Below are 13,595 nucleotides of genomic sequence, written 5' to 3'. Positions count from 1 at the left end.
CGGTTTGCCGGTTACGCTCAGGCGCTCCTGGCGTAGCGGCTGGCCGGGCGTGGTAGGCCAAAATGGTCACGCAGCGTGCGTCCGGCATAACGGGTACGAAAGAGGCCGCGCTGCTGAAGGATCGGAACGACCTCATCGACGAATTCGGTCAGGCCTGAAGGCGAGACGGCTGGCATGATGTTGAACCCGTCGGCCGCGCCTTGCTCCACCCATGTCTGGATATGATCGGCGATCGCCTTCGGCGTTCCGGCAAGCACTTTGTGCCCGCGCCCCCCGGCCAACCGATGAAGAAGCTGGCGGAGTGTCGGTCGCTCGCGCCGGACGATTTCCAGGATGATTCCGGCACGGCTCTGCGCACCCTGGACGGTTTCCGGCGCCGGAAATGAGTCTATCGAGATTGGCTCGTCAAGCGGCAAGTTGGAGAAATCGAACCCGTCAAAGCGTTGCGACAGGTGCTTGAGGCCGACAGCCGGCAGGGAAAGCGCGTTCAGTGCCTCTTCGTTGGCCCTTGCTTCGGCTTCCGTAGAGCCGAGAATGGGTGAGAGACCCGGCAGGATCTTGAGCGACGCCGTATCGCGGCCGAAGGCGCGGGCCCTACCCTTTACATCCGCATGGAAAGCCTGCGCATCCGCAAGGTCCTGTTGGGCTGTGAAGATCGCCTCTGCATAACGGGCCGCAAAATTGCGGCCGCTTTCCGACGAGCCCGCCTGCACCAACAGCGGATGCCCCTGCGGTGAGCGCGCCTGATCGAGCGGCCCGCGGACGGTAAAGTGATCGCCGCGGTGGTCAATCTGATGAATCCGGTCCGTGTCCGCATAGATTCCATTGTGACGATCATAGACGCGGGCGCCGTCTTCCCAGCTGTCCCAGAGCTTGGAGACGACATCGACGAATTCCGTCGCCCGCTGATAACGGTCGCCGTGCTGGGCACGCTCCGATGCTCCGAAATTTCCTGCCGCCTCGGCAGACCAGGAAGTGACGATGTTCCAACCGGCCCGACCACCGCTTATATGATCGAGCGAGGCAAACTGGCGCGCGAGATTGTAGGGCTCGCTGTAGGTCGTCGAGGCCGTCGCGATGAGGCCGATCCGCTCGGTTGCACCCGAAAGCGCCGAAAGAAGCGTGAGCGGCTCGAGCTTGCCTTGCGCTACGTGCCGTACACTGCGACCGATCGCGAGCTGATCAGCAAGGAACAGGCTGTCGAAGAGCCCGCGCTCGGCAATCTGCGCGATTTCGCGATAGTAGGAAATATCCGTCGTCCGCTCGGGTTGCGCCTTTTCGTGCAGCCAGGAAGCCTCGTGATGGCCGGTCGTTGGGACGAAAACATTAAGATGAAGGGCGGTATCGGCGGTCATCGCGGCTACTGGTTCGTTTCGCTTGAAAAACAGACGGCTATGAAATGGCCTCGTCGGTCGACGGCGAGCATAGTTGGCAAGCACCGGCCGTACAGGACAGTTTCACTAATTTTTATAGATTTTATAGATTATTATGGCGCGCCGCGGCTTTTGCTTGCCTTAGAATTGAGCCGCCTTGGAGCGGCCACATCCTGCGGACGCACCAGGGATGTCAGTTCCGGTTCGGTGCGACAAGGACACGGACAGGCTTGCCCTCGCGCCATGCGCGGATATTCTCGACCGTGTCGCGGAAGAACGCCGCATACGCACCATTCGTGACGTAGCCCAGATGGGGTGTCAGTACAGTGTTTGGCGCTGCGCGCAGCGGATGGTTGATCGGTAGGGGCTCCTGATCGAAGACATCGAGGCCGGCAAGAATACGACGCTTTTGCAGGGCTTCGAGCAAGGCGCCTTCATCAACCAGCGGGCCGCGCGACGTGTTGATCAACATGGCGCCCCGCTTCATGGCACGCAGTTCCGTATGGGAAACGACATGCCGGCTTCGTTCGCCAAGCACCAGATGGAGCGAAACGACATCTGCCTCCTGGAAGAGCCTCATCTTCTCGACGCGGAGAGCGCCCGCTTCGGCCGCGCGATCGTTCGTCAGGTTCGGGCTCCAGGCAATGACATCCATGCCAAAGGCTCGGGCGATGGGCACCATGCGCGCACCCAGCTTGCCGAGACCGACGAGGCCAAGGGTCTTGCCGGCGAGCGTAGAGCCGATTGTCGTCTGCCATCCGCCTTGGCGCAGGCGCGCGTCCTCTTCGGGAATGGAGCGGGCAAGCGAAAGGATAAGACCCCATGCAAGCTCCGGCGTGGCAGTGGCAGATTCACCCGCATGCGTGTGGCAGACGGTGATCCCATGTTCTGCTGCCGCCGCCATATCGATCGTGCGCACACGTGTCCCCGTGACGACCACGAGCCGCAAGGCCGACAGCCGGGCAATGACCTGCGCCGAAAGGGGCATGCGCTCGCGCATCAAGCAGAGAACGTCAAAGCTGGCAAGGGCCGAGACGATCGCATCGTCCCGATCCAGATTGTGATCGAACCGGACGACTTCGACGTCCCTTCCAAGCGACGACCAATCGGCCAAAGTAAGGGAGACGTTCTGATAGTCGTCGAGAATGGCCACGCGCAGCATTTAGACCCTTTACGCTTTATCCTGATGCATTTCATTCGAAACAGTCGGCCGAGCCGAAAGGTAGTCATTTAGAAAGGCGATTGCCGCCGCACGTTCGATCCGCACACAGACCGCCTGCCGGATTTGCAGGAAGGTGCCTTCGAGTGTACGCCACGCTCCCGTCGCGTTTTGCGGGAAGGCTTCGGTGATACCGGCAGCCACGTCCACCTCACCCCTGCGGAGCAGGGTCAAGCTTTCCTCGAACGAAGCCGTCTCGACGATCGTCGCCGACGTAACGACCCGCTGCAAGTGAAGTCCATAGGCACTTCCATGCGAAGCTGCGATCCTGATTGAGGCCTGATCGACATCCTCCGCCGTCTGGAGCGACGATCCATCGGGAACCAGAAAGCCGCCATGGATTGTGACGTAGGGATCTGAAAAGGCAAGATACTCGGCGCGGAGTGGATCAATAGCAAGAAAGCCGACATCCGCATCGCCGTCGCGCAACCGCTCGAAAGAGTGCCGCGCATGCTCCACCGCAATAAGACGCAGGCCAACGCCGAGGATCTCGGCGATCTCCCTTGCGATCCGGACGGAAAGTCCGTCCAGACCGCCATCGGACAGGCGCCAAGCGAGCAGAGGATTGCCAAGGTTGATCGCTGCCCTGATCCGGCCGTGAGGTGCGAGCAGTGGCATCGCGTCGATAATGGTCATCCTATCCCCACGGAGATTGGGTTTGTTGAACCGGCGACCGCTAGCCACGATGGTCGACCGCATCCACTGCACGGTCGCCAAGCCATTGGATAGCGGATACCAAAATGATCAGCACGACCACGACCGCGACCATGACAGCCGTTTCGAAGCGCTGATATCCGTAGCGAATGGCAAGGTCGCCCAGGCCACCTGCCCCGATCGCTCCGGCCATGGCGGAGGCTCCGATCAGCGTGACGACCGTAACGGTGAAGCCCGCAACCAGACCCGGCAGGGCTTCGGGTATCAGAACCTCGCGCACGATCGTCCAGCGGTTGCCGCCCATCGCGCGGACCGCCTCCACGAGGCCACGATCCACCTCGCGAAGGGAAACCTCGGCGATGCGTGCGTAGTAGGGTGTGGCTGCGATGGCGAGCGGTACGATGGCGGCCCAGGTGCCGATCGACGTACCGACGATGAGCCGCGTCACCGGGATGAGCGCGACGAGGAGAATGATGAAAGGAACGGAGCGAAAGGCGTTGATGATGGCGCCGAGCACGATGTTTACGCGACGTGCCTCCGCAATACCGCCGCGGGCGGTCATCACAAGCGCTAATCCGAGCGGCAATCCGAAGACGAGCGAGATCAAGCCAGACGCCGCCGTCATGAGCACGGTTTCCCAGAGGGATCGCAGGAGCAGTTCAAACAGGATCTGCGACATGGCCGAGCACCTCCACATGCGCGCCAAGAATTTGCGCCGATTGCAGGAAAAGAGAGAGAGATTCTGACGGCAGCGAGAGGAAGAACCGGCCCACGGGCTGGCTGCCGATATGGTCGATCCCGCCATGGATCAGGTTCAAGCCGTCGGGGAAGGCGCGTCCGATATCCTTTAGGAAATCCGTCGCGGCCGCGCCGCCGACATCTGCGGCAACGATCACCGTCGCAGCTGTGGCCTGCGTCAGACTGCCTGCAATATGCGCGGGCAGTTGTGGACGCACACCGCTCAGCAAGCTTCGGGTCGTATCGCTCTGCGGGTGCGAGAAAATCTGCCAAACGGGGCCCTCCTCGACGATGCGACCATGATCGAGGACGACCACGCGGTCGGCAATCGCACGGACCACTTCCATTTCATGCGTGATGAGCAGGATCGTCAGACCGAGCCGGCGGTTGATATCGCGCAGAAGCGCAAGGATGGACCGTGTCGTTTCCGGATCAAGTGCGGAGGTCGCCTCGTCCGACAAAAGGAGCGCCGGCTGTGCGGCAAGCGCGCGCGCAATGCCGACGCGCTGCTTTTGACCACCCGAAAGCGCCTTGGGATAGGCGTCGGCTTTTCCGGTAAGCCCGACAACGTCCAAAAGCTCCGCGGCCCGTGCCAACCGCTTCGCTCTGGGCCATCCCTCGATTTTCAACGGCAACGCGACATTCTCCTCCACCGTCTTCGCCGACAGCAGATTGAAATGCTGGAATATCATGCCGATCTTTCGGCGGAGCGGCTGGAGGTCAGTCTCGCCAAGGCGGGTGATGTCGCGCCTTTCGATCTCGATCGTGCCGGCATCCGGTCGCTCCAGCCCGTTAAGGCAACGGATCAGGGTTGATTTTCCGGCGCCGCTTCGGCCGATAATACCGAGAATCTCTCCGCGCTGGACATTCAGCGAGACGCCATCAAGCGCTGCCGTTGCCCCGAAGCTGCGCTTGACGTCCCGAAGTCGGACGACGCTCTGGTCCTGAGATGCCGTCGACGACGGCGGCATATGGCTGTTCATTGCATAGCTTTCGAAAACGACACCAGCCCGCGATGGCCAAAGGCCTCGCGGGCTGGTGACTGGAATGTCTAAGAGGGTCAGTAGGCGCTGATGCCCGTGCCCTTGTATACGCGGTCAAACTCGGCCTTTACGGCGTCGTTCTGATAGGCCGAAACAAGCTCCTTGACCCAGGGCTCTTTCTCCGATTCAGTCCGCACCGCGATGAAGTTTCGGTAGGGATTGTCGGCGACCGGTTCCTGCGCGATACGGTTCTCGGGCGTAAGGCCACTCTTCAGCGCCCAGTCGGTATTGACCACGGCAGCATCGAGATCATCCACCGAGCGTCCGACGATGCCGGCATCGAGTTCCTTGATTTCGAGGTTCTTCGGGTTTTCCGAGATGTCGGCAATCGTCGCCAGGATACCAGTGCCGTCCTTCAGTTTGATCAGCCCTTCGTTCTGCAGGACCCGAAGTGCCCTGCCCTCGTTCGAGGGATCGTTGGGGACGCCGATCACGGCACCGTCAGGCAGATCAGCCGTCTTTGCATGCTTCTTCGAATAAAGACCGATCGGCCAGACGCCGGTATACCCGACGGGGACGATCTTGTAGCCGTTCTGCTTGATCTGGTTTTCGAGGTAGGGGAGATGCTGGAAGGCGTTTGCGTCGATTTCGCCGCGCTCAAGGGACTCGTTGGGCTGCGTATAGTCATTGAAGACGACCGTTTCAATCGTAAGTCCCTTCTTGGCGGCCTCAGCCGTGACGACGCGCCAGACATCCTCGTCCTCACCGGAAATGATGCCGACCTTCAGCACCTTCTTGTCCTCGGCAAAGACAGGTGACGAAGGCAGGGCAGCAATGGTGAAGGCGGTCGCGGCAAGGGCGGCGAGGAATGTGCGGCGAGAGAGGGAGGCGAGAAGTGCTTTAGTCATGTTCGTCGGCTTTCGTTACGTCGGAAACACCATCGTTTCTGCATTCGAAAATCGCAGATGCCGTTTTTTTGAACAACGAATGGTGGCCTATGCCTTCGCCGCAAACGGAATTTCCATGCCCGCAGGCGCTGCACCCACGGGCATTATTTTCTACTGCTTTAGTAGACAATCAGTGCGGCTGATTGCATCTTGGATTACATGCCGTTGCGCAGGCGACGCATCAGGGCGAGCGTCGCAACGGCGCCCAAAGTCACGAAGACCAGAAAAATCCAGCCGGACACCGCACCCGCATGGATGCCCGAGAGGAGAACACCGACGGTGCAGCCAAGACCCGTCATCGCTCCCCAGCCCATGAGGACGCCTCCGACGAAGCGCGCCGCAATTCCCCGTGCATCCGGCCAAGACGGCTTGAACCGTCCAGCCGTCAGCGCGGCGGCAAGGCTGGCCAGCACCATGCCGATGACGAAGACGCCGTTCGGCGAGAGCAGGGACGTCTTTATGGCACTGATGCAGCCGCGAACCGTATCCAGCCCGACCAACGTTTCTGGCACCAGCCCGACGGAGTGCCCGGCGGTTCTGGCAATGCTCCCCATTTCGGCAGTCACACCAAGGGGTGCCACGCGCAGATAGGCGACCGCTCCGATGACGGCGACGAGAACGCCGGTGACGACCGGCGGCCAACGATCCTCGAATATCCGCTTCGATGGCGCCGCGGATGTCGGCAGCCCGCCATGCGCCTCAGCCTTGCGGAGAACCAGCCAGGCCAGCCCTCCAATGACGGCAAGTGATGCGGTCGTTGCGCCGGCATATCCAAGGATGCCTGGCAGCCACACGGAAGGGTCGTCGAAGACCGTGTTTGTATAAAGGGTATTCCAGGTCAGGAAGCCCAGAACGAAACCGATTGCAGCGCCGAAGAGCGCAGCGAGCGACCCGAACGCACCCTCGCCGAGCCGGTAGAGATGAGCCGACAGGCAGGAGCCGGAAAGGGCCATGCCGACCCCGAACGCTGTTGCGGCAAGCGCGAGCACCCAGCCGACTGGGCCGATATGGGCGCCTGGCGGAAGGCGGTCGGGCTGCGGGACCGGCACCCATGCGCCGAGCACGGCCTGGTAAAGGACAATGCCCGTCGAGAGTGCGACAAGGATCGCGACGAGGCCGGAGGCATCGCGCCTCTCCACGAAATCACGCAGATTGCAGAGAAAGCAGAAGCGTCCCCGCTGTAGAACCGTCCCGAAGGCCGCGCCGGCAAGAAGCGAAAAGGAAAGTGCCCGGCCGGCAGCGTCCTGGGCAAGCCAGGTGCTCCAGAGAAGGATGACCGCCACTATGACTGCGGAAAAGATTCGAGGTAGAATGAGGGGCATTGTGATCCGGCAGCAAAAATAAAATGGTGGCGAGCGCATTTAGCGCTCGCCACTGGGATCATTCAGCGTCGGGCATAACCGCGCGCCGACCTGATTACTTTCCGGTCCAGATGGTGCCGGCGACATTCTTGACAGGCACGCCGACCGCATTGCCGTACTCGGTCCAGGAGCCGTCGTAGTTGCGCACGTCGTATCCGAGGATCTTCTTCAGCGCGAACCAGGTGTGGCTCGACCGCTCGCCGATACGGCAATAGGTGATGACCGGCGTCGAGCCATCGATGCCCTGTTCCGCGTAGATTGCCCGGATGTCCGCCTCAGACTTGAAGGTTCCATCCTCGTTTACGATCTTCCCCCAGGGCACGTTGACGGCGCCCGGAATATGGCCCGCGCGAACGGATAGTTCCTTGACGCCCTCCGGCGCAAAGATCTTGCCCGCATATTCGTCAGCCGAACGGATGTCGACGAGTTTGACGTCCTGCTTTCCCTCTGCCACGGCAACGACGTCGACGAAGCGCGCACGTACGGAGGTGTCGCGGTCGGCAAGCGTGAGGCTCGAATCGGGATGATCGGGCAACGCGGTATCGAGCGGAAGGCCCTCAGCCTCCCAGAGCTTTCGTCCGCCATCGAGCAGCTTCACATTGTTGCCGAGACCATAGACCTCAAAGACCCAGGCGCCCCAGGCGGCAAACCAATTGTTGTTGTCGCCGTAAAGGACGATGGTCGTATCCTTATCGACACCGGCATCGCGCAGGACCTTTTCGAAAGCTTCGCGGCTCGCAATATCGCGCCGCTCCGGATCGACGAGATCGGCATGCCAGTTCAGATGTGCGGCGCTTGGAATATGGCCGCGTTCGTAAACGCCCGTGTCGACGCTCACCTCAAAGATCCGAACCTTCGGATTGTTCAGATTGTCCTGAACCCATTTCGCATCGACTAGCGCATCCGATGCGAGTGCCGTGCCCGCCGTAAGCGCGAATGTTACCGCGAATGCCGTAAGCCCTTTTACACCCCAGACTGCCATGAACGTCTCCCTGATCCGATGTTGAACAGACAGAAGATCGGCAGCTTTTCAGCGAGAATGAAGAAAATTTATTCTATAGATTTGATGTATATTAAACCATTGTCTCGTTTGACAAAAACTGTTCACGAGGCCGTGAATTCAGCCCGGAGACTGCTCACGAGATCGTTATCCCGAGCCTCAGAGAATGCGACTCCAACACAGTGCGGGTCGGGATGCAGCGATGCATTTTCGGGCGCGCGGTCTCGTGCTGCCTCGCGTGATTTGGCGTTCTTGACGGTGTCGTCAGCGAAAATCGCAAGGACATGCGGGGCAGCCACCCGATGTACCGGAGGAAGGGCGAACGGCCAGATGAGGGAAATGCGATGAAAAATCCCGTCGCAGGCGCTGGAAGAGAATGAGATTTCTTACTCAAACTATAGAAATTATTATTTTGAACGCACTGTGACGAGCAATCGCGCAGGAGCAGACAGAAAGCGATCATGACCCAAACTCCCAACTCTCCGATGCCATGCTGATTGTCAGACCTTCCCCCGAAGAATTCGGGAGCTCGTTTAGATAGTTCCACCCACAGATGCCACCGGTCAAACAGCGCAGCTGTAGCATCACGTCGGCATCGCCATGATTTCGTGAAATTTTCAAATGTCTCGTCGCAAGATTGTTCTCGGCACCATCCTCTATCCGAGCGGCCATCATGTCGCCGCCTGGCGCCACCCGTCGACGCAGGTCGATGCCAACGTCGATGTCGACCACTATATCGCGGCCGCGCGGGACGCAGAAGCTGCCGGCTTCGAAATTGCGTTCATCTCCGATCGCCTCGGCATCCCGAAGAGCCGTGCGGAAGCGATACGGCGCGTTGATGAATGGTCGCATGGGTTCGAGGCGCTGACGCTTGCCGCCGCTGTTGCGACCGCGACGCGGACGATCGGCGTCGTGGCGACAGCCTCCACCACGTTCAACGAGCCCTATAATCTCGCGCGCCAGCTCGCCTCCCTCGACCTCATCAGCAAGGGACGGATCGGCTGGAACATCGTTACATCGTCTCTCACCCCGGAAAGCGAGAACTTCAATCCCGGACCGGATTTCGACCACGCCGCGCGCTATGCCCGCGCAGACGAGTTCGTCGCGGCGGTTCTCGCGCTCTGGCAGAGCTGGTCGCCTGACGGTCTCGTGCGCGACAAGGCTTCAGGCGAGTTCTTCAAACCGGATGCCGTCAGACCCATCGATTTCGATGGTACGTACTTCCGTAGCAAAGGGCCGCTGAACGTCATTCCGTCGCGGCAGGGGCGGCCGCTTCTCGTCCAGGCGGGGTCATCAGATGCCGGCAAAGCGCTGGCGGCAAGAACCGCCGACGTTGTTTTCACCGCGCAGACGGACATCGTTTCGGCTCGAGGCTTTTACCAGGATATCAAACGGCGCCGCGCTGACGCTGGGCGAAACACCGATGACGTTCTGGTCCTTCCGGGTATCTTCCCGGTGATCGGCGCGACGAAGGCGGAAGCTGAAGACAAGTATGCCGCGCTTCAGGATCTCATACAGCCGGATGTCGCGCTTTCATTGCTGGAGACCTATCTCGGCGATGTCGATCTTTCGGGTGTCGATCCGGAGGGGCCGTTGCCGGACCTGCCGGTCGCAAATTCCATGAAAAGCCGTCAGACATTGCTGAAGGACCTCGCCGTCCGTGAAAACCTCTCTGTGGCTGCCCTCGCCCGCCGGATCGCCGGCGCCCGCGGTCATTTCCAGATCATTGGAACAGCGAAAGATGTCGCCGACCAGATCGAGGACTGGAGTGAGAGCCGCGCTGCCGATGGCTTCATGCTGCTCCCGCCGACCTTTCCGGCCGGCCAGGACGACTTCATCACCTCCGTCGTGCCGCTGCTGAAAGCACGCGACCTTCTCAATCCCGGCCCGGACGGTGGCACGTTGCGCGCCCGGCTCGGTCTCGACCCAATTGCGCAGACGCGTGACGCCGCTAGCAGCCACGCTTGATCACTTCCCTCGAACCACGGACCAGACCATGCAAACCATCATGAAGACCCTTCTGGCAACCTCGGCGGCTCTTGCCGTCCTGCTCTCGGCCGAAGCGAAAGCTGCCCCCATCACGGTTGCCGACCCCGGCTATGCCACCGCACAAGGCACCGCCTACGTGGTCAAGGTCCTGCTGGAAGAGCAGTTGGGCAAGGAAGTCGAAGCGGTCAAGGCCAGCTCCGTTCCCGTCATCTGGGAGGCACTCAACCGCAATGGCGGTGAAATCGACATCTGGACCGATGTCTGGCTCCCGAACCAGCAGGCGCTTGTCGACCAGTATGCGACAGAAGATGGCAAGGTGAAGCTCGCAGCCAATTCCTATGCCGGCACACAGGGCTATTGCACCACCAAGGCAACAGCCGATGCGCATGGAATTCACTCCGTCTTCGATCTCTCCGACCCGGCGAAAGCTGCCGTTTTCTCCGCAGATGGCAAAGGCAAGGGAAAAATCTGGATCGGAGCGGCCGGCTGGCTTTCGACGAACATAGAAACGGTGCGGGCACGCGATTATGGCTTCGCTGATTTCTTCGACCTTCAGACCACGGACGAAGCGGTCGCGACCGCGGATCTCGATGCGGCGGTCAAGGCCGGCAAGGGCTGGATCGGTTATTGCTACGGTCCTCACCAGAACTTCGCTCGCTACGAACTCGAAGTGCTGGAAGAACCAAAGCATGACGATGCGGCCTGGACCTTTGTCGAGCCATCCGATCCCAACTGGCTGGAGAAATCCTCGATCAAGTCGGCCTATAAAGACGCGGCGATTCATATCGCATATTCCAAGTCGCTCGCCGATAGCGCGCCGGACGTCGCTGCCGTTCTGGAGAAAGTGACCTTCACGACCGACGAGGTCAGCAAACTCGCCTACGCGATTGCCGTTGACGGTAAAACGCCGGAAGAGGCCGCCAGGGCGTGGCTTGCCGCCAATCCCGATGTGGTCGCCGGCTGGATCGGAAACTGACCGATGATCGAACTCGAGGACGTCTGGAAGGTCTTCGGCAAGGATGAGAACGCAATCCTCGCGCAGGCGCGTTCGGCCGAACCCGACCCCGCCGCCCTCGAGCGCCTGGGCGCTGTCATCGGCGTCGGCGGCGCGAGCCTCACCGTCAAGCGCGGTGAGCTCGTTTGCCTGATGGGCCTTTCGGGCAGCGGGAAATCGACGCTCGTGCGTCTCGTCAACCGCCTCCTCGAGCCGAGCGCGGGACGGGTCAGGATCGGCGGCAAGGATATCCTGGCGCTGGGGCGAAAGGCGCTTCGCGACCTTCGTTCCCACCGGATCGGCATGGTCTTTCAGTCACACGCGCTTCTCAGCCATCTGTCGGTTCGCGACAATGTGGCCCTGCCGCTGGAAATCCGCGGCGTCGCGCGCACGACACGGGAAGATACTGCAGACGAAATGCTTGTTCGCGTCGGTCTCGATGGTCTCGGGGACCGACGCGTCTCGGCATTGTCCGGCGGCATGCAGCAGCGTGTGGGCCTTGCCCGTGCGCTGGCGGCCAATCCGGACATCCTCTTGATGGACGAGCCCTTCAGTGCACTCGATCCGCTGATCCGCTATGACCTCCAGACGCAGTTCCGGGCGCTTTCACGCGAGCTTGGCAAGACGACTCTCTTCGTTACGCACGACGTGGACGAGGCGTTCCGGATCGCCGATCGCGTCGTGTTGATGCGCGCCGGCCGGATCGTCCAGACCGGAACGCCGGCCACGCTTCTGGCGGCGCCCGCAGACGACTATGTCCGACGGTTCGTCGAACATGCGCGGCCACTTGCTGCAAGCCGGCATGAGGCGACCACGATAAGGGCCATCGCATGACCGACATACAAAGCCGCGACGTCGCAATCGACCGCTTCATAGGCAGCAACAGCACCTATTATCGCGCCGCGTTTCACAAGATCGGCGCGCAACGGGGATATGCGCCTTCCTTCAATATGGCTGCAGCGATTTTCGGCCCAGTATGGCTCGGAGGCCGGCGCCTTTGGGCCGCCTTCTGGCCGTTTCTGATCGCCGAGCTTCTCGCCGTTGTGCTGATCGCCTTTGCGCTTTCAGGGGGCGCCGGCGCGGACCGAGCGGCCCGTGCCGATCGTCTCGAGGGCCTAGCCGCCGTGCGCCTGCAAGAAGCGACCACCGCCAATGAAACCGACGCGACGTCCTCCCTGGCCAAAGCATTGACCCGGTCAGCGGCGGCCCTTGGCGACGCGGCTCGTCAGGCGCGCGAAGAAGCCGGTGCAGCGAATGCCCAAACATCCCTTATCGTAACGCTCGGCCTCGCCCTCTTTCTTGCCGTAAGGCTTACCACTGGCGCTCTCGGCAACCAGCTTGCCGAGCGGCGATTTCGCGCCTGGCGGCTCGGCGGCGAAAAGGTCGAAGGCGGTTTCAGCCGCCTTCACGCGGCCGGCGTTGCGTTGCTTCTCGGCATCCTCATTCCCACCATCGCTTTCCATTTTGCTGACAGGGAGCTATTCCGGGCTTTTCCAAGCAATCCAGCCTGGAATTCCGCCTCGGCCGTTTGGCTGGACGGCGTTGTCTCAGCGATCAGCGGCACCGTCGCACCTGTGGCAAATGGAATGACAAACGGCATCAATGCCGTCCTCACGCTGACGGAAGCGGTGCTGACCCAGACACCCTGGCCCGTCGTCATGATCATCATTGTCGCGGTCGCCTGGCAACTCGCCGGTTTCCGCGTCTTCCTGCTTACGGCCGTCGCTATCAGTTATCTTGCCATCCTCGGATACTGGGAGAAGAGCATGCAGACCGTGGCGCTCCTCGGTACGGCTGCTCTGGTCTCGATAGCGATCGGCATCCCGCTGGGGATTCTCTGCGGCTACAAGAGGCGCGTCGCCGGGGTCGTCCGCCCCCTCCTTGACTTCATGCAGACCATGCCGGCCTTTGTTTATCTCATCCCTGTCATAGCCCTCTTTGGCATTGGCAAGCCATCCGGCGTTATAGCCACGATCATTTTCGGTATTCCGCCCGTCGTTCGCCTGACGGCGCTCGGCATCACGTCGGTCCCCGCCTCCGTCCGCGAAGCCGCAATTGCCTTTGGCGCGTCGCGACGTTTCATCCTCTTTAAAGTCGATTTGCGGACGGCGGCTCCCTCCATCATGGCGGGAGTCAGCCAGACGATCCTGATGTGCCTGTCTATGGTTGTCATTGCCGCCTTGATCGGCGCGAAGGGCCTCGGCGAAGACGTGCTCCATGCGCTCCAATACGCCGCGCAGGGTCAGGGGCTGCTGGCAGGTCTCGCCATTCTGCTTTGCGCGATCGTTCTGGATCGGATCGTTCAAGGTCGTGGAACGACGGCACGGGATTAGTCGA

General features: G+C 61.1%; 12 protein-coding genes. 4 read left to right on the top strand and 8 right to left on the bottom strand.

What is annotated here, in order from left to right:
* Positions 1-17 precede the first annotated feature (17 nt).
* The 8 genes from B5M41_RS22430 to B5M41_RS22395 form a co-directional block, all read right to left on the bottom strand.
* Positions 18-1,355 (bottom strand): LLM class flavin-dependent oxidoreductase, encoded by a 1,338-nt coding sequence (locus B5M41_RS22430; RefSeq protein WP_134650275.1) that lies wholly within the window; start codon positions 1,353-1,355, stop codon positions 18-20.
* Between the two features lie 211 nt (positions 1,356-1,566).
* Complete coding sequence (locus tag B5M41_RS22425; protein WP_134650274.1) at positions 1,567-2,535, bottom strand: D-2-hydroxyacid dehydrogenase family protein; 969 nt, start codon at positions 2,533-2,535, stop codon at positions 1,567-1,569.
* 9 nt (positions 2,536-2,544) lie between these two features.
* Positions 2,545-3,228 carry a transporter substrate-binding domain-containing protein gene (locus B5M41_RS22420; RefSeq protein WP_167719216.1) on the bottom strand — a complete coding sequence of 228 codons (684 nt, stop codon included), beginning with the start codon at positions 3,226-3,228 and terminating at the stop codon, positions 2,545-2,547.
* A gap of 40 nt (positions 3,229-3,268) precedes the next feature.
* Positions 3,269-3,925, bottom strand: a complete 657-nt coding sequence (locus B5M41_RS22415; RefSeq protein ID WP_134650272.1) for a methionine ABC transporter permease — start codon at positions 3,923-3,925, stop codon at positions 3,269-3,271.
* Positions 3,906-4,967 carry a methionine ABC transporter ATP-binding protein gene (locus tag B5M41_RS22410; RefSeq protein WP_134650271.1) on the bottom strand — a complete coding sequence of 354 codons (1,062 nt, stop codon included), beginning with the start codon at positions 4,965-4,967 and terminating at the stop codon, positions 3,906-3,908. Before B5M41_RS22410 ends, B5M41_RS22415 begins: the two co-directional genes overlap by 20 nt.
* Before the next feature lie 77 nt (positions 4,968-5,044).
* Positions 5,045-5,875, bottom strand: coding sequence for a MetQ/NlpA family ABC transporter substrate-binding protein (locus B5M41_RS22405; RefSeq protein WP_134650270.1), 831 nt, complete (start codon positions 5,873-5,875; stop codon positions 5,045-5,047).
* Positions 5,876-6,069: 194 nt separating this feature from the next.
* A complete protein-coding gene (locus B5M41_RS22400) occupies positions 6,070-7,197 on the bottom strand; it encodes a YeeE/YedE family protein (protein ID WP_230640294.1) in 1,128 nt (375 codons plus the stop codon).
* Between the two features lie 133 nt (positions 7,198-7,330).
* On the bottom strand, positions 7,331-8,257 hold the full coding sequence (locus B5M41_RS22395) for a sulfurtransferase (protein WP_134650268.1): 927 nt from the start codon (positions 8,255-8,257) through the stop codon (positions 7,331-7,333).
* A 639-nt stretch (positions 8,258-8,896) separates the two neighbouring features.
* Here B5M41_RS22395 and B5M41_RS22390 point away from each other — a divergent pair.
* The 4 genes from B5M41_RS22390 to B5M41_RS22375 are packed head-to-tail and all read left to right on the top strand — an operon-like array spanning position 8,897 to position 13,591.
* The gene (locus tag B5M41_RS22390) at positions 8,897-10,243 is read left to right on the top strand and encodes an NtaA/DmoA family FMN-dependent monooxygenase (RefSeq protein WP_134650267.1); all 1,347 of its coding nucleotides are present in this window, start codon (positions 8,897-8,899) and stop codon (positions 10,241-10,243) included.
* Positions 10,244-10,271: 28 nt separating this feature from the next.
* On the top strand, positions 10,272-11,240 hold the full coding sequence (locus B5M41_RS22385) for an ABC transporter substrate-binding protein (protein WP_134650266.1): 969 nt from the start codon (positions 10,272-10,274) through the stop codon (positions 11,238-11,240).
* 3 nt (positions 11,241-11,243) lie between these two features.
* Entirely contained in the window at positions 11,244-12,092 is an 849-nt protein-coding gene (locus B5M41_RS22380) for an ATP-binding cassette domain-containing protein (protein ID WP_134650265.1), read from the top strand.
* Positions 12,089-13,591, top strand: coding sequence for an ABC transporter permease (locus B5M41_RS22375; RefSeq protein WP_134650264.1), 1,503 nt, complete (start codon positions 12,089-12,091; stop codon positions 13,589-13,591). Before B5M41_RS22380 ends, B5M41_RS22375 begins: the two co-directional genes overlap by 4 nt.
* Positions 13,592-13,595 lie beyond the last annotated feature (4 nt).

Origin of the sequence: Shinella sumterensis (assembly GCF_004514425.2) — a bacterium.
In the GTDB taxonomy this organism is placed as follows: domain Bacteria; phylum Pseudomonadota; class Alphaproteobacteria; order Rhizobiales; family Rhizobiaceae; genus Shinella; species Shinella sumterensis.
The sequence above is the reverse complement of the archived record's forward strand: the minus strand, read 5'-3'. Positions and strand labels throughout refer to the sequence as shown.